This window comes from Bradyrhizobium archetypum (assembly GCF_013114835.1).
GTDB lineage: Bacteria > Pseudomonadota > Alphaproteobacteria > Rhizobiales > Xanthobacteraceae > Bradyrhizobium > Bradyrhizobium archetypum.
Genome location: NZ_JAAVLW010000005.1, coordinates 391375 through 407693, shown reverse-complemented (window position 1 = coordinate 407693; position 16319 = coordinate 391375). Strand labels below are relative to the sequence as shown.

The following is a 16319-nucleotide window of genomic DNA, read 5'->3' as shown; positions in this document are numbered from 1 at the left end:
TCGCGCGCCGATTGACCCTTTGCGCGAACTGGGGGCAAATCGTTGCGGTTTATCGGCATTTGCGCATTTTAGTCTTGGCGCTTCGCCCTTTTGGAATGGATTGCATGCGCGGCTCTCGGCGGCCTTCGCGAGCACGGCAACTCGGAACCGGGTGCGCGCTGGCGCGTCTGGCCGCGATTGCATTCGTCCTCGTCGCCCTGATGTCCGCGGCGCACGCGCAATCGCCGACGCCGACTCCCACACCGACACCAACGCCTTCGCCGACGCCCAGTCCGACACCCACGGTAATCAATTCGAAGGCGTCATCGGGCGCGGCGCTGACCAACCTCGGCAGCAACTTCCTGGAGCGGCTGGGTAATCAGTCGAACAACGGCTTCAACCGCCTGCAGCGAACCAATCCGGGTGGGGGCGGCGCCTCCGAGAGCACCGAAGCGCCGCGCTACCGGACCTGGTTCGAAGGCTACGGGAACGCGACCAAGAACGGCGCGATCGGCGATTTCGTCGGCGATAACAGAAAGACCTGGGGCGGCGTGGCCGGCATCGGCGCGCGGGTGGCGCCGGGCATCAATATCGGCTTTTCGGTTGACCAGAGCCGATCCTCCATCGATATTCCGCTGGCGCTGCAATCGGCGACGATCGACCTGACCCAGCTCGGGTTCACGGCCTCTGTCGATAGCGGGCCGTGGACCTGGGCAAGCGCGGTGGTGCAAGGCTTCGGCAACATCAATTCGCGCCGCGACACCGGACTGGGACCAGCGACCGCCGGATACGATGCGCGGCTCGACGGCGTCTTGAGCGAGATCAGCTACTACTGGTCCAAGGACCAGGGGCGCATTGTGCCGAAGGCTGCGTTCGAATATGTCCGCGCCCAGACCGGAGCGCTGCAGGAGATCGGCGGCCTCGCTCCGGTATCGGCGACGGGCGCCACCGTGCAGCGCGCGCGGGTGCTGCTCGGCGCGGAGATCGGCCATTACTGGATTTTCGACGGCAAGATTTTCGACCTGTCGGGCTACGGCAAGTTCGTCGACAACCTTGTGCAGAATTTCTCCGACGTCACAGTCAGCCTCGGCGGTCAGAGCCTGACGCTACAGGGCATCGGCGAGAGCCGGTATGGCGCCGATGCCGGCGCCTCGGCCTCGCTGAGCCTCAGCAACACCGCGCGCCTCTACGTCAACTACGACGCCAAACTCCGCGCCGCGATGCAGTCGCACCAGGGCACGCTGGGGCTGGAATTGAAATGGTAGCGAACTGCAATAGTTCGGCCCACCGCGTCATGCACGGCTAGGCCCGCCACTCGGGCGGCGGCTCGGATGTTTCGCGCTCGTTCAAGTGATGACGATTACGATTGTCATCACATGTCAGGCTCTATCGGCTTATCGATCGCCTCGCCGCTCTCGGCCCAGTCCTTGAAGGCGCCGAGATTGTAGACATTGGGGTACCCCATATCCTTGAGCACCTTGCCGCCAAGCGCGGATCGTCCGCCGGACGCGCAATAAAGGATGACCGTCTTGTCCTTGGCAAAATTCTTGTCGTGATAGGGCGTCTCCGGATCGGCGCGGAACTCCAGCATGCCGCGGGAGACATGGATGGCTCCTGCGACCTTGCCGCTCTTCTCCACTTCCGGCGCGTCACGCACGTCGACGACGAGGGTGCTTCCTTTCGCAATCATCTCCTTGGCCTGTGCGGGCGTGATGCGCGGCACCGCTGCGTTGGCGGCTTCCATCATCTGTTTGACGTTAGTGGTCATAGTCACCTCCTCTTATGCTCGGTTGAAAGTTCTGGGTTGAAAAAATCTCTTCATCAGATCGCTCGGCCGACCGTCATCGCCTTGCGAAAATCGGCGTCTGCGTCGATGAAGGCCGGCTCCGGGCCGGCGCCGACCGCATCGAAGAACCGCGCGACGAAACAGCGGAACGCGGCGCAGAACGCGATGTCGCAGATCTGGATGTCGGTGAAGCCCACCGCCCGCAGCCGCTCGATGTCTTTCGCTGTCACGCGGGACGCGTCGCTTGCGATCATTTCGGCATAGCGCAGCATTTCGACGTCCCGTTCGCTTAGTCGCGCCGAGGCGAAGTTGCGTCGCACGGCAATAACCGCTTCCTTCGAGCCGAGGTCAGCGAGAAGCTGCTTGCCGTACACGTGCGAGCAGTAGGTGGACGGCACCTGCTTTGCGGCGACGAATGTGATCAGCCGCCAGTCGCGCGGACTTAGCGAGAAGCCGGTGCGGATCTTGTCGGCGAACTCCTGGTAGATCGGCAGAAGATCCGGCCGCGCGGTCCAGCAGCGCGTCGCGGACATTACGAAGCCGCTCTGGGCTTTCTGCGCCGCGTAGAGCTCGGCGATGCGGCCTGTCGCCTCAGTTTCGTCAATCGTCTCGAGAAACATCCAAAATCTCCGTTCGTGAAACAATTTTCGCGGCCAGTGCCGCATAAAATTCGGCCGGTTCTGCCGCGATGGATCGGCCATGGCCCGATCGACCGCATCGGGCGGGCTGCGAAAGCTCGCTCAACCGAACCGGACGGTGAACTAAGGCCGGGCCAGAGTTGACACAATGATCGTGGCGCTCAGATTCTTTGCCGAGACGCTACGCACCGTTTAGTGATCCAGCCCTGGAGGCCAAATGGACGTTTTGTCCGAGGTTCTGCGCGTCATCCGTGTGTCGGGCGCCATTCATTTCAATGCCGAGTTTACGCGGCCATGGTCGGTCGTGACCTCCCCACCGGACCTGCTGGCTTCGCGGCTAATGCCGGGCGCGGAAGCGATCACGCTGTTTCATCTGGCAATGAACGCCGGCTGCTGGATCACATGCGGCAAGCTCGAACCGATCAGGATAGAGGCCGGTGACGTTCTGGTGTTCCCGCGTGGCGATCAGCACGTCATGACCAGCGACCCCGGGCTTTCTCCCGTCGCGATTGCCAGCATCTTCCCCAAGCCGTCGGCCGAGCAGATCACCTGGGTCAAGCATGGTGGGGGCGGGGAGGAGACGCGCTTTGTGTGCGGCTACCTGCATTCCGACCAAAGGTTCGGGCCACTCCTCGACGCAATGCCGGCATTCATTTGCGTCCGCCTGCGCAACGGCAAGGTCATCCTCGATGCATTTTCTGACACGGAGCGCTATGCGGAGCCGGTCACGCTCGATCAGGAGGCTGGCTGGTGGCGGGCTGCGATCGGTCAGCTCGTCGCCGAAGCGATGCGGCCAGGTCCCGGAAACCGCGCCATGCTCGCCCGTTTGTCCGAGCTGCTCTTTATGGAGGTCGTGCGCTGGCAGCTGACCCATGTCGCCCAGGGGCGTCCCGGCTGGCTGGCGGGCCTCAACGATCCCCATGTCGGTCGCGCGCTGACGCTGCTTCACGCCGAGCCGGCGCGGCCGTGGACCGTCGAGGAGCTGGCAGACCGCGCGGCAATCTCGCGCGCCGCGCTCGGCAAACGCTTCGTCGAGCTGGTCGGCGAAGCGCCGATGACGTACCTTGCCGGATGGCGGATGCACCTCGCCAGGCGATTGCTTCGCGACAGCAGCCTCAGCCTTGCCGAGATCGCTTCCCGTGTCGGCTACGAATCCGAAGCCGCCTTCAATCGCGCCTTCAGCCGCCTCGTCGGCGCGCCGCCCGGCACATGGCGGCAGAGCAAGGGGCTATCGAAGGCCGGTTCATGACGTAGCCGTATCGCGATAGGCTCCAGGCCCGGAGCCGCAGAAGTGCGGCTACGAAACTTGTCTGTTCCTTACGTCCGATCAACCCTGATGACGCGGCCTTTTTCGATCGCGAGCGCGAGACGCCCGTGCTTCAGGGCAATCGCGGCTTCACCGAACAGTTCACGGCGCCAGCCGTGCAGGGCGGGAACGTCGGCGTGGTCGTCGGCCGCGATCTGGTCGAGATCGTCGACGGTGGCAATCACCTTGCTCGCGACGGCATGGCGTTCCGAGGTCATCCGCAGCAGCACCTTCAGGAGTTCGACGGTCGCCGCACCGTTCGAATTGCCGCGCGGCCTTTCGATCTTCGGCAACGTGTGCAGATCGCGGGCGAGGCCGCGCTGGACGGCGGCGATGATGTCGGTGCCCCATTTCGAGCGGTCAAAACCCTTCGGTAGCGAGCGCAGGCTGGCGAGGCGCTCCAGGGTGGTCGGCGCGTGGGTGGCGATGTCGCCGACCGCATCGTCCTTCAACACGCGCGAGCGCGGCACGTCGCGGCTTTGCGCTTCCTGCTCGCGCCAGGCTGCGACCTCCATCAGCACGGCAAGCTCCTTCGGCTTGCGTACCCGCGTCTTGAGCCGCTCCCAGGCGCGCTCGGGGTGGAAATCGTAGGTCCTTGGCGAGGTCAGGACTTCCATCTCTTCGCTGACCCAGTCGCTGCGGCCGCGCTTTTTCAAATCGGCGTCGAGCGCTGCAAAGACATCGCGCAGGTGGGTGACGTCGGAGACCGCGTAATGCATCTGCTCGGGCGTCAGCGGCCGCCGCGACCAGTCGGTGAAGCGGTGGGTCTTGTCGGGCCGGTGGCCAGTGACGCGCTCGACGAGCTGATCATAGGCGATGCTGTCGCCATAGCCGAGCACCATGGCGGCGACCTGCGTATCGAAGATCGGGTGCGGAATGGTGCCGGACTGGTGCCAGACGATCTCGATGTCCTGGCGGGCGGCGTGAAACACCTTCAGCACCGCCTCGTTTCCCATCAGTTCGAAGAACGGCTTGAGGTCGATGCCGGGCGCCAGCGTGTCGATCACGACGGCCTCGTCGGGGCTCGCCATCTGTACGACGCAGAGCAGGGGGTAGTAGGTCGTCTCCCGCAGAAACTCGGTATCGACCGTGATGACCTTGTGCTGGGCGAGCCGCGAGCAGGCCGCGGCGAGGTCGGAAGTGGTGGTAATCAGATCCATGAACTATCCATGACGCTTCCGACAGGCGTTCTGCCGAAAACGCTGATATGTCAAGGGCGTCGCAGGGGATTTGAGCCCTGCATTTGAGCCTGAACACGGCTTTTTTGCGTCGTTTGGCGGGCGGAATGGCGCAGTTTGTGATTCCGGACCAACGCCTGTGCCGTGCAGCCTGCCTCATGAGACCAGAAATGCCTTTCGATTCGGGCATCGCCACGCGTCTGGTGATCACACGGTCGGGATACGGTCGATATCCGAAAGACGTCACTAGAGCATGATGAGATCAGGTTCGGCCCGCTGCTGCATTGAGGCCAAACAAAATATCGAAAACAACCCCATGCAAAGTAGCCGTCAACGCCGGCGCAGCAGGCGATCGACTGAACCGAATCTCATCGCCCTCTAGTAGCGAATGTGTCGCGATCGGCGTCGGCCCGACGGCAACGCGAGCACGGCGAGACAGAGCGCAACCATCACCATTCCCATGAATGCGAAAGCAAAGGCGTCCATGGCAATTCTCCCACAATAAACCAGTAGATTTGCGGGGAGCGCGTTGACCGTTTCTTAATTTGTGGAACCCTCGGATGGATTGGGTCGGTGGATGGTGGACGGACTCTTAAGGAGTGAGGTTAACGGCAGTGCACCCATCATTTCTCTGCCAGGACTTGGCGGCTTCGCTTCCGCTCCACCCGTCTCTCACGTCCCGCAGAACGTTCGCAGCACGCGCTGGTCCGGCAGTGGCGGCTCGGTATAGGCCGCATAGGCCGGGTGATCCTCGTACGGCTTCGCCAGCACCCTCAGCAATTCCTCGAACGGCGCGTAGTCGTTGTTCACGGCCGCGGCGATCACAGCTTCGACGCGGTGGTTACGTGGAATGAAGGCCGGATTGACCGCGCGCATCATGGCCTGCCGCTCGGCGGCGGACTGCGGCTCGTCGGCGAGGCGCTTGCGCCATCGCGTGGCCCATTCGTCATATGCTGCGGGATCGGTGAACTGATCTCGCACCTTGTCGTCGGCGCCATCGCCAGCAGCGTCGGAAAGGCGGCGGAAGGTGAGGGTGAAGTCGGCCGTGTTCTTCGCCATGGCGTCGAGCAGATCCTGGATCAAAGCTTCGTCGCCGTCGCGCGTGGTGAACAGGCCGATCTTCTTGCGCAGCCCTGCCTGATAAGCCGCGGTAAATTTGTCGGCGAATTCGCCGAGGATGAATTGCGCCTGTTCGATCGCACTGTCCTGCTCGTCGGAGAACAGCGGCAGCAGGCATTCGGCGAGCCGCGTCAGATTCCACAGCGCGATGCGCGGCTGGTTGGCATAGGCGTAGCGGCCAAACTCGTCGATCGAGGAGAACACCTGCGCCGGATTGTACTCATCCATGAAGGCGCAGGGGCCGTAGTCGATGGTCTCGCCCGAGATCGAGGTGTTGTCGGTGTTCATCACGCCATGGATGAAGCCGACCAGAAGCCAGCGGGCGACGAGGTCGGCCTGGCGGGCGACGACGCCTTCGAGCAGCGCGTGATAGGGTCGCTCGGCCCTTGCCACATCAGGATAGTGCCTGGCGATGACGTGGTCGGCGAGCGCGCGCACGCCGTCGGTGTCGCCACGCGCCGCGAAAAACTGGAAGGTGCCGACGCGGACATGGCTGGCAGCGACGCGCGTGAGCACTGCGCCGGGCAGCATGGTCTCGCGCATCACGCCCTCGCCGGTGACCACGGCGGCGAGCGAGCGTGTGGTGGGGATGCCGAGCGCAAACATCGCCTCGCTGACGATGTATTCCCGCAAGACCGGGCCGAGCGCGGCGCGGCCGTCGCCCCGGCGCGAGAACGGCGTAGGGCCGCTTCCCTTGAGTTGGATGTCGCGGCGGATGCCGTCCTTGTCGATGACTTCGCCAAGCAGGATGGCGCGGCCGTCGCCGAGCTGGGGCACGAATTGACCGAACTGGTGGCCGGCATAGGCCATCGCGATCGGATCGGCGCCTTCAGGCAGGCGCTTTCCGGCGAGGATTTCCGCCCCTTCCGGGCTCTCCAGCACGTCCGGATCGAGGCCGAGATGGACCGCCAGGGCCCGGTTCAGCTTGATCAGCCGGGGGGCGGCCACGGGCGTCGGCGCCACGCGGGCGAAAAAGTTCGCCGGCAGGGCCGCGTAGGTGTGCTGGAACGGGAAATGGACAGTCATGGCCTAAAGATAGGCGCGCCCCCGGAATAGGCAAACGGTTCGGCCGCTGGAGGGCGGAATCTCGCTTTCAGAGCGCAAAACAGGCCCCACCATTGGTTGCCGCCCCCGGCCGCGTCGGGTAAACCCTCCCGCAATTCGCGCGGGCTTTGGCCCCAGATTCTGGCCTCCGACATCTGTTTTTTGGGACTTCCATGCATCGCTACCGGTCACATACATGCGGCGCGCTCCGCGAGAGCGACATCGGGCAAATCGCCCGTCTTTCCGGCTGGTGCCATCGCATCCGGGATCACGGCGGCGTGCTGTTCATCGACCTGCGCGATCATTACGGCATCACCCAGTGCGTGGCCGACCCGGATTCGCCGGCATTCAAGGAAGTGGAAAAGTTCCGCTCGGAATGGGTGGTGCGGATCGACGGCAAGGTGCGCCGGCGACCCGAGGGCACCGACAACCCGGAACTGCCGACTGGCAGGGTCGAGGTTTACGTCAGCGAGATCGAGGTGCTGGGCCCGGCCGGCGAATTGCCGCTGCCGGTGTTCGGCGAGCAGGAATATCCCGAAGATATCCGGCTCAAGTACCGGTTCCTCGATCTCCGTCGCGAGAAGCTGCACCAGAACATCATGACCCGCGGCGCCATAGTGGATTCGATGCGCCGGCGGATGAAGGAGCAGGGTTTTTTCGAATTTCAGACCCCGATCCTGACGGCATCGTCGCCGGAGGGCGCGCGCGACTTCCTGGTGCCGTCGCGCATCCATCCCGGCAAGTTCTACGCGCTGCCGCAGGCGCCGCAGCAGTACAAGCAGCTCCTGATGATGAGCGGCTTCGATCGCTACTTCCAGATCGCGCCGTGCTTCCGCGACGAGGACCCGCGCGCCGATCGTCTGCCGGGCGAGTTCTATCAGCTCGATGTTGAGATGAGCTTCGTCACGCAGGAAGACGTCTTTGCGGCGATGGAGCCGGTTGTCACCGGAGTGTTCGAGGAGTTCGCCAAGGGCAAGCCGGTCACCAAAGGCTGGCCGCGGATTCCGTTTGCGGAAGCGCTGCGCAAATACGGCACCGACAAGCCGGACCTGCGCAACCCGATCGTGATGCAGGATGTCTCCGAGCATTTCCGGGGCTCCGGCTTCAAGGTGTTCGCGCGGATGCTGGAAGACCCGAAGAACCAGGTCTGGGCGATCCCGGGCAAGGGCGGCGGTTCACGCGCTTTCTGCGACCGCATGAACTCGTGGGCACAGGGCGAAGGCCAGCCCGGTCTCGGCTACATCATGTGGCGCGAGGGCGGCGAGGGCGCCGGCCCCTTGGCCAACAACATCGGCGCAGAACGGACGGCCGCGATCCGCGACCAGCTCGGCATGAAGGAGGGCGACGCCGCGTTCTTCGTGGCGGGCGATCCGGAAAAATTCTGGAAGTTCTCAGGGCTCGCCCGCAGCAGGGTGGCCGAGGAATTGAACCTGGTCGACAAGGACCGGTTCGAGCTCGCCTGGATCGTCGACTTCCCGATGTACGAGTACAACGAGGACGACAAGAAGGTCGACTTCTCGCATAACCCGTTCTCGATGCCGCAGGGCGGGCTTGAAGCGCTGAAGACGATGGACCCGCTGACCATCAAGGCGTTCCAGTACGACATCACCTGCAACGGCTACGAGATCGCCTCCGGTGGCATTCGCAACCACAAGCCGGAAGCGATGGTGAAGGCGTTCGAGATCGCGGGCTATGGCGAGAAGGATGTCGTCGAGCGTTTCGGCGGCATGTATCGCGCGTTCCAGTATGGTGCCCCGCCGCATGGCGGCATGGCGGCGGGTGTCGACCGCATCGTGATGCTGCTCTGCGGCACCACGAATCTGCGCGAGATCTCGCTGTTCCCGATGAACCAGCAGGCCGTCGACCTCTTGATGGGCGCGCCGTCGGAAGTCACGACCAAGCAGCTCCGCGAGCTCCACATCCGGCTCAACCTGCCGGCTAAGGGTTAGCTCACAGCCCCGTCGAAGCCTCAATCCGGAATTGCGCCAGCGCGATCAGCGGATCGGACTTCAACATCTGAAAAAGCTCCATCGCCGGCACCTTGCCGAGCGGTGTAAGCTTGATCGTAAGCGTCGTCCCCGGCGTCTCGATGAAGCGCGCCAGCGAATCCACGGCCGCCGCTGCATCGGGGTTGCCGGTCGCCGCCTTGGCGCCGCTCTCCCTGACGTCGTCGACGATCGCAAGCCGCGCCGCGTCGCGGCTGACGTTCTGCGTCCTTGCATAGTGGGTAACCGCGAGATCGACGATACCGAGATCACGCACCGTGAGCTCGATTGCGCCGGCCTCGATTTGCGCGGCCATGACCGCTGCCTGAAGCGGATTGATCGAGAACACCTCGCGCGGAACGTTGGCGAGCGAAATTTTTGCGGATGCCTTCAGCATGCTGCCAAGTTCGACCGCCGCCGGCTCCAGCACGAATGAACGTGATGCTTCGGTCCACGCGGTGCCGAGATCGAGATTGATCGCCATCTTGTCGAGGCCCGCGGCAATCAGCATTCGCTGGCCGGGATGACCAGCGTCAAGCGGACCGGACATCTTCGCGATCAGCCGCGCCTTGCTCGGGACAGGTCCGACGAACTGTCCCCAGTCCAGGCTGACGAGGTCGACGTTGATCGGCCTGCCGGTGTTCTTGTAGGGCGCAGCGAAGCCCTTGAGCTCGGCGCCCTCGAGCAGGGCGATCATGCCGAGCGCCTGGTCGGGCGGCGGTGGTTGCGCCGGGTTCGAGAACAGCGCGGTCATGCGCAACAGGCCGGCGATATCCAACCCCTTCAGCGCAAAGCGGGTGAGCTTGATCGGACCCTGCGGCGTCCGGCCGTCAAAGCCCTCGACCGCAAATTCGCCGGTCTTTCCGTTCTCCAGGCTGAAGCGCATCGAGGCGAGCTTGAAGCCGCCTTCCGGCATATCCATCGAAAAGCCGCGCATCTCGGCGCTTCCAATGCGCACGCCCTCGTAGATCTTGGCCACCCGCTCCATCATTTCGCGCGCCTGTGCCGGCGTCGGCTGCGCCGTGCCGGACGGTATCGCTGCCAAGAGCGCAGCCAGTTGCAGCCGCGAGGGCCGCGCCCCGATATCGTCGGCCGTCAGCCCCTCGATACGCACCGTCGGCCCTTGCCCTGAGGTGAGCGTATAGGCGCCGGCGCTGATCTGCCGGTAGACACGGTAGTATTGGTCGTCATTAGCGCGCTGCGGATCGAGGATCGCTGCGGCGGCTGCCGTGTCGACGTCCTGCGCGGCGAGATTGGCCAGGTCGCCGGTGACCTTCTGGGGCTTGCCCTTCGGTTGCGAGGTCGCCGTGAACGTCATTCGATCGACGGTGACGGCGGCGATCTTGCCGGCCTTGATGTCGCGCAGCGCAAGATTGGAATAGGCGAATTCCCCGTTCCCCAGCGCCGGGTTTCCGGAGTTCATGGTGCCGGCAACGCTGGGCGCCGTGATCGAGGAGGCGGTGAGCGCCCCAAGCTGTTCGATAAGCTGTCGATAGAGATCGATCACTGACGAGGATGCCGGTGGCCGCGGCAGGCTTGCCGGTCCGGAGAAATCCTTCGCGGTAATCCGCGGCACCTTGTAGGTGACCTGCCAATCCGCTCCTGCAGGCATTCTGGTATTGAGTTCGAGGTCGCTCGCCTCGATGGCTTCAGCCGAGAAGCGCGTCGCATCCGGCTGACCGACACCAGAGGCTGTGATGCTGGCGATCTTGACGCTTACCGGCGGCTGCGACGCCGATTCCGTGGCAATGTCCGCGATCCTGAGCGTGCGGCTCTTCAGGTCGAACGACACCTTGCCGTGGCTGGCCTTGCCGCCCGTGGCTCTGATCTGCTCGAACGCGGCCTCGACCTCGCGCGTGATCCGATGCTGGGTGTAAAATTCGAAGCCGAAGAAGCCGCCCGCCGCGATCACGACCGCGGCGACCAAGCCCACCAGTATCTTTACCATTAGTTGTGCTCCGGACACCGACATTTGCGGGAGGCGAATTTGCCACATTGTCGGTCAAGGGACGGGGTAGGGAGGAAAATATGCTACCGGCTTTGCTGCCTTGCGTCGATGGCCCTGTTGATGGGAAAGCTGGCGGATGTTGCATCCAAGTGGGTGCCCGTGCTTCACATCCGGCTCAATCTGCCGCAAAACTGACGGTTCGCATCAAGACCGGCCTCGGCACGTATTCGGGGTCGTTGAAGCCCGTGGGGGGAGTGTATGTCGTCCTATTCTGAAGATCTCCATTCCGCGGCGCTTGCGTATCATCGGCTGCCCCGGCCCGGTAAACTCGAGATACAGGCGACCAAGCCGCTCGCCAACCAGCGCGATCTCGCTTTGGCGTATTCGCCCGGAGTAGCTGCGGCCTGCACCGAAATCGCCAGCAATCCGGCCGAAGCGGCGTCGCTGACCTCCCGCGGCAATCTGGTCGCCGTGGTCTCCAACGGAACCGCGGTATTGGGGCTCGGCAATATCGGTCCGCTGGCCTCGAAGCCGGTGATGGAAGGCAAGGCGGTTCTGTTCAAGAAATTCGCCGGGATCGACGTTTTCGATATCGAAATCGCCGCCGATACCATCGAGCGCGTGGTCGAGACGGTGGCGGCGCTGGAGCCGACCTTCGGCGGCATCAATCTCGAGGACATCAAGGGGCCGGAGTGTTTCGAGATCGAGGCACAGCTCAAGGAGCGCATGAAGATCCCGGTGTTCCACGACGACCAGCACGGCACCGCCATCATCGTGGGTGCCGCGATCGTCAATGGGTTGCTGTTGAACGGCAAGAAGCTGGCTGATGTGAAGATCGTTTGCTCGGGCGCCGGGGCCGCAGCGATCGCATGCCTGAACTTGCTGGTGTCGATGGGGGCGCAGCGCAAGAACATCTGGGTCTGCGACATCGACGGCGTCGTGCATGAGGGCCGCAACACGCTGATGGACCGCTGGAAGGCGGTCTACGCGCAGAAGACCAGCGCGCGCGTCCTGGCTGATGTGATCGGCGGCGCCGACATCTTCCTGGGGCTGTCCGCGCCGAACGTGTTGACGCACGACATGGTCAAGCAGATGGCCGACCAGCCGCTGGTGATGGCGCTGGCCAACCCGGTCCCGGAAATCATGCCGGATGAGGCGCGGAAAGCACGCCCCGACGCCATGATCTGCACCGGCCGGTCCGACTTCCCGAACCAGGTCAACAACGTCCTGTGCTTTCCGTTCATCTTCCGCGGTGCCCTCGATGTCGGCGCCACCGTCATCAACGAGGAGATGAAACATGCAGCCGTCGAGGCGATCGCGCAGCTCGCGCGCGACGCGCCGTCCGATGCGGTGGCGCAAGGGTTCGACACCGGCGAGGCGCAAGGCTTCGGCCCCGGCTCGCTGATCCCGAGCCCGTTCGATCCGCGGCTGATCCTGCGCATTGCGCCGGCGGTGGCGAGGGCTGCGATGGACTCCGGCGTGGCGACGCGCCCGATCAAGAATTTCGAGGAATATACCGCGCTCTTGGAGCGCTTCGCCTTCCGCTCCGGTCTCGTCATGAAGCCGGTATTCGCCAAGGCCAAGACGCAGCCGGTGCGCGTGATCTATGCCGAAGGCGAGGATCAGCGCGTGCTGCGCGCCACGCAGGTCGTGCTGGAAGAAAAACTGGCGCGGCCGATCCTGGTCGGACGGCCCTCCGTCGTCGAAGCCAGGATCAAGCGGTTCGGCCTCTCGATCAAGGCCGGGCAGGATTTCGATCTCATCAATCCCGAGGACGATCCGCGCTATCGCTCCTACGTGCAGACCTATATCGACGTGGCCGGCCGGCGCGGCGTCACGCCTGAGGCGGCGCGCACCGTGGTTCGCACCAACAATACCGTGATCGCCGCGCTAGCGGTTGTCCGCGGTGAGGCCGATGCCATGCTCTGCGGCGTCGAAGGCCGCTACATGAGCCACCTGCGCCATGTCCGCGAGATCATCGGCTTCCTGCCGGGGGTGAGCGATTTCGCGGCGCTGGCGATGATGATCACCAGCAAGGGTTCCTATTTCATCGCGGACACGCAAGTGCGGCCCAATCCGAGCGCCGAGGAACTTGCGGAAGTGGCCTCGCTGGCGGCCAATCATGTGCAGCGCTTCAACATGAAGCCGCGCATTGCTTTCGTGTCGCATTCCGACTTCGGCAGTTACGACAGCGACTCCTCGCGCAAGATGCGCCGCGCCACTGCGCTCTTACGGGAAAAGCATCCGGAGATCGAGGCCGACGGCGAGATGCAGGGCGATACCGCGCTTTCGGCCGCCGCGCGAAAGCTCGTGCTGCCGCACTCGAACCTGGAGGGCGATGCCAACATCCTGATCATGCCGAACCTCGATACCGCCAACGTCGCCTACCAGATGATCAAGACGCTGGCGGATGCGCTGCCGGTGGGCCCGATCCTGATCGGGCCGTCACGCCCGGCGCATATTCTCACCCCGGGCGTGACGGCGCGCGGCGTCCTCAACATGACGGCGGTGGCCGCCGTCGAAGCCCAGGAGCGCGCCGGCCGCCAGCAGCCAACCTTGTTCGGCTAGATCCGGGTTCAGACCGATTCAAAACCGGCGTCCAGCCTTTTGTTCTGGCGCGCTTTCTTGATACGCGCGGCTACCGCGCCCCGGGGAGTCCGGGGCGCTTGAAAAGCTATGATCAAGAAAGCGCCTTGGTTCTGCTTCTATCAGGAGGTCTGGTTGGGGGCGCGCAGGCTGCTGCGCGGATGGTTTCGATTTTGAGCGTTTGAAAAGCGGAGACGAAACGCCCATAATCGTTTCGCGCCGCCTGCTAATTTTGCATGCCATTCAGTGAGGCCGATCCCATGCCAGCGTTAGTGACCTTCGGGCGAGTCCTGTTCGCCGTCCTCTTCATGTACACGGGAGCGACCAAGCTCTTCGCGCTACAGCAGACGGCGGACTTCATCGCATCCAAGGTGGCTATTCCGGCGATGCTTGCGCCCTATACCTCCCAGCTCGAGACCATGACCGGCATGCCGATATCGCAATTGCTGGCGGTAGGCGCCGGCGGCTTTGAAATCCTCGCCGGCCTGATGATCGCAGTCAATTTCGGCGCGCGTTTCTTTGCGATCCTGCTGATCTTTTTCGTGCTCGCCGCGACCTTCTACTTCCATGATTTCTGGAATCAGCCGGCGCCCGAGAACGCCAAGACGCTGATCGAAGCCCTGAAGAACCTGTCGATCATCGGCGCCCTGTTCATGATCGCGGGCTACGGCAAAGGGCCGCGGCCGAACGAGCCGGCTTATGGAGAAATTTGAATCCGGTAGCGGCGGATTCAGGCGAGTCAGAAATTCCGGATTGCCACGCGTGGGCCATCAAGCGTCGCAGCAGCACTCTGCGGCGGCGCGACGTACTCGATCTGCGCGGTGCGCGCCGCGACCCGGCGCGCTTGCAGCCATTGCGGGAACCACATCGCAATTGCCGGGAAGATCAATACCAGCGCCACGCAGACGCACTGGATGACCATGAAGTCGGCCATGCCGCGGTAGATCAGCCGCAAATTCCATTCCTTGACGACCTGTTTGAGATAATAGGCCGACATGGCGACCGGCGGAGACAGGAAGGCGGTCTGCAGCACAACCGCGACGATGCAGCCGAACCAGACCATGTCGTAGCCGAGGCCCTTGGCCACGGGCGCGAGCATCGGCAGAAAGATGAAGACGATCGCGGGCCATTCGAACGGCCAGCCGAGCAGGAATATCAGCGTCAGCAATAGCGACATCGTGCCCCAGGGCGGCAATGGTGAGGCGAGCAGCGCCTTGGTCATCCAGGTCGCCGTGCCGAGCCATGCGAACACGGCGCCGAACACGTTGGAGGCGACCGCGAGCAGCAGCACCATGCTGGTCGTCGCCAGCGTGGCGTAACAGGCGTCGAGCAGGCCGCGCCATGTGAATTTGCCATAGGCGACAACGAGCAGGATCGCGCCAAGCGCACCGAAAGCCGCCGCCTCCGCGGCCGTCGTGATGCCGGCAAGAATGGCGCCAAGCGTCACGATCGTCAGCACGGTCACGGGCACCAGGCCGACCAGGCATTCCCACAGCACGATCCGCATCGAAGCCTGCCGCTCCTCGACCGGCACCGGCGGGCCGAGCTTCGGATTGAAATGGCAGCGGATCAGGGTGTAGGCGATGAACATCGCGGACAGCAGGAAGCCCGGGCCGAACGCGGCCGCATAGAGATCGATGATCGAGATATCGAGCACGGGCGCCATTACGACCAGCATCACCGACGGTGGGATCAGGATGCCGAGCGTGCCGCCGGCGGCAATGGCGCCGGCCGACATCCGCACATCGTAGCCCGAGCGGATCATCATCGGTCCGGCCATGATGCCGAGCAGGGCGACGGTTGCGCCGACGGTTCCGGCAGCGATCCCGAACAATGTCGCCGTGAGAATCACGACCACGTAGAGCGCGCCCTTGAGCGGCGCGAACAGATCGCGGAACGCCTTGAACAGCCGCTCCATCAGTCCAGCCTGGTCGCAGATGAAGCCCATCAGAACGAACATCGGCACCGCGACCAGTTCGTCCTGCTTCATCAGGCCGATGGTCTGCAGGTAGGCGAGGTTGAAGACGCGCTCCCCCATGCCGACATAGCCGAACATCAGCGCCAGGAAGAGCAGCGTGAAGCTGATCGGCAGACCGATAAAGATCGCTCCCAGCATCACCAGGAGCATGACAAGTCCGAGAAGCTCGACTCCGGTCATATCTCGATCTTTTCCCTATGTACGAACTCGCGGCCGAACTGGACCTGGTACCAGCACTTCAGGACCTCGGAGACGCCCTGGATCATGAGCAGAATGGCCGCCAGCGGAATCGTGGCGCGGAACGGCCACATGATCGCGCGCCACACGCTTTCCTGCGATCTTTCGCCGGTCTCGTAGGAATGCCAGGCATCGTCGATGCTGATCAGCATGAAAATGATCATGGCCGGATAGAAAAGGAGCAGGTAGGACACCAGATCGACGATGCCCTTCGTCCGCTCCGAGTAATTCTCCCAATAAATGTCAGTGCGAACGTGCGCGCCTTTCAGCAGCGCGTATCCAGCGCCCAGCATGAAGGCCGCGCCGTTGACCATGAAGCTCGATTCGTAGACCCAGATCGTCGGCGCGCCGAACCCGTAGCGCATGACGACCTCGTAGGAGATCGTCACGACCAGAAACAACATCGACAGCGCAATGAGCTTGCCGGTAATATCGGTGAAGCCGTCGACCAGGCGTATTGTCGCGTAAAAGGCGCGCGGGAATTCGCCGCCCGAATTGCCGGTGACCGAAGCATTCGTGGTGTCTGACGACATGA

12 protein-coding genes are annotated in these 16319 nt (G+C 63.6%); 5 read left to right on the top strand and 7 right to left on the bottom strand.

Annotation, left to right across the window (positions count from 1 at the left end; all coding sequences use genetic code 11):
• Positions 1-104: 104 nt before the first annotated feature.
• Positions 105-1244, top strand: coding sequence for an autotransporter outer membrane beta-barrel domain-containing protein (locus HCN50_RS18305; protein WP_171711054.1), 1140 nt, complete (start codon positions 105-107; stop codon positions 1242-1244).
• A gap of 107 nt (positions 1245-1351) precedes the next feature.
• Here HCN50_RS18305 and HCN50_RS18300 read toward each other — a convergent pair whose 3' ends face one another.
• Together HCN50_RS18300 and HCN50_RS18295 are read right to left on the bottom strand one after the other, a co-directional pair.
• A complete protein-coding gene (locus tag HCN50_RS18300) occupies positions 1352-1747 on the bottom strand; it encodes a rhodanese-like domain-containing protein (RefSeq protein ID WP_171711053.1) in 396 nt (131 codons plus the stop codon).
• Positions 1748-1800: 53 nt separating this feature from the next.
• A complete protein-coding gene (locus HCN50_RS18295) occupies positions 1801-2385 on the bottom strand; it encodes a carboxymuconolactone decarboxylase family protein (RefSeq protein WP_171711052.1) in 585 nt (194 codons plus the stop codon).
• Between the two features lie 235 nt (positions 2386-2620).
• On the opposite strand from HCN50_RS18295, the gene HCN50_RS18290 reads away from it, so the two are divergent.
• The gene (locus tag HCN50_RS18290; protein ID WP_171711051.1) at positions 2621-3652 is read left to right on the top strand and encodes an AraC family transcriptional regulator; all 1032 of its coding nucleotides are present in this window, start codon (positions 2621-2623) and stop codon (positions 3650-3652) included.
• Between the two features lie 68 nt (positions 3653-3720).
• Here HCN50_RS18290 and rnd read toward each other — a convergent pair whose 3' ends face one another.
• Complete coding sequence (gene rnd, locus HCN50_RS18285) at positions 3721-4869, bottom strand: ribonuclease D (RefSeq protein WP_171711050.1); 1149 nt, start codon at positions 4867-4869, stop codon at positions 3721-3723.
• Between the two features lie 690 nt (positions 4870-5559).
• Positions 5560-7032 (bottom strand): protein adenylyltransferase SelO, encoded by a 1473-nt coding sequence (locus tag HCN50_RS18280; RefSeq protein ID WP_171711049.1) that lies wholly within the window; start codon positions 7030-7032, stop codon positions 5560-5562.
• Positions 7033-7223: 191 nt separating this feature from the next.
• Between HCN50_RS18280 and aspS the strand changes: the two genes are divergently transcribed.
• Positions 7224-8999, top strand: coding sequence for an aspartate--tRNA ligase (gene aspS, locus HCN50_RS18275; RefSeq protein ID WP_171711048.1), 1776 nt, complete (start codon positions 7224-7226; stop codon positions 8997-8999).
• A 1-nt stretch (position 9000) separates the two neighbouring features.
• Here the strand turns inward: aspS and HCN50_RS18270 are convergent, their stop codons facing one another.
• Positions 9001-10983: an aq_1923 C-terminal domain gene (locus tag HCN50_RS18270; RefSeq protein ID WP_171711047.1), complete on the bottom strand. Its 1983-nt coding sequence runs from the start codon at positions 10981-10983 to the stop codon at positions 9001-9003.
• A 258-nt stretch (positions 10984-11241) separates the two neighbouring features.
• Here HCN50_RS18270 and HCN50_RS18265 point away from each other — a divergent pair, with 258 nt between their 5' ends.
• Together HCN50_RS18265 and HCN50_RS18260 are read left to right on the top strand one after the other, a co-directional pair.
• Positions 11242-13551, top strand: a complete 2310-nt coding sequence (locus HCN50_RS18265; protein ID WP_171711046.1) for an NADP-dependent malic enzyme — start codon at positions 11242-11244, stop codon at positions 13549-13551.
• Between the two features lie 278 nt (positions 13552-13829).
• Positions 13830-14282, top strand: coding sequence for a DoxX family protein (locus HCN50_RS18260; protein WP_171711045.1), 453 nt, complete (start codon positions 13830-13832; stop codon positions 14280-14282).
• Between the two features lie 26 nt (positions 14283-14308).
• On the opposite strand, the gene HCN50_RS18255 is transcribed toward HCN50_RS18260, so the two are convergent.
• Complete coding sequence (locus tag HCN50_RS18255; RefSeq protein ID WP_171711044.1) at positions 14309-15727, bottom strand: TRAP transporter large permease; 1419 nt, start codon at positions 15725-15727, stop codon at positions 14309-14311.
• Positions 15724-16317, bottom strand: a complete 594-nt coding sequence (locus HCN50_RS18250) for a TRAP transporter small permease subunit (RefSeq protein ID WP_171711043.1) — start codon at positions 16315-16317, stop codon at positions 15724-15726. Before HCN50_RS18250 ends, HCN50_RS18255 begins: the two co-directional genes overlap by 4 nt.
• Between the last annotated feature and the right edge of the window lie 2 nt (positions 16318-16319).

Coding starts and splice junctions, on each gene's coding strand:
- HCN50_RS18305 (WP_171711054.1), top strand. CDS start 105: ATGCGCGGCTCTCGGCGGCCTTCGCGAGCACGGCAACTCGGAACCGGG.
- HCN50_RS18300 (WP_171711053.1), bottom strand. CDS start 1,747: ATGACCACTAACGTCAAACAGATGATGGAAGCCGCCAACGCAGCGGTG.
- HCN50_RS18295 (WP_171711052.1), bottom strand. CDS start 2,385: ATGTTTCTCGAGACGATTGACGAAACTGAGGCGACAGGCCGCATCGCC.
- HCN50_RS18290 (WP_171711051.1), top strand. CDS start 2,621: ATGGACGTTTTGTCCGAGGTTCTGCGCGTCATCCGTGTGTCGGGCGCC.
- rnd (WP_171711050.1), bottom strand. CDS start 4,869: ATGGATCTGATTACCACCACTTCCGACCTCGCCGCGGCCTGCTCGCGG.
- HCN50_RS18280 (WP_171711049.1), bottom strand. CDS start 7,032: ATGACTGTCCATTTCCCGTTCCAGCACACCTACGCGGCCCTGCCGGCG.
- aspS (WP_171711048.1), top strand. CDS start 7,224: ATGCATCGCTACCGGTCACATACATGCGGCGCGCTCCGCGAGAGCGAC.
- HCN50_RS18270 (WP_171711047.1), bottom strand. CDS start 10,983: ATGGTAAAGATACTGGTGGGCTTGGTCGCCGCGGTCGTGATCGCGGCG.
- HCN50_RS18265 (WP_171711046.1), top strand. CDS start 11,242: ATGTCGTCCTATTCTGAAGATCTCCATTCCGCGGCGCTTGCGTATCAT.
- HCN50_RS18260 (WP_171711045.1), top strand. CDS start 13,830: ATGCCAGCGTTAGTGACCTTCGGGCGAGTCCTGTTCGCCGTCCTCTTC.
- HCN50_RS18255 (WP_171711044.1), bottom strand. CDS start 15,727: ATGACCGGAGTCGAGCTTCTCGGACTTGTCATGCTCCTGGTGATGCTG.
- HCN50_RS18250 (WP_171711043.1), bottom strand. CDS start 16,317: ATGTCGTCAGACACCACGAATGCTTCGGTCACCGGCAATTCGGGCGGC.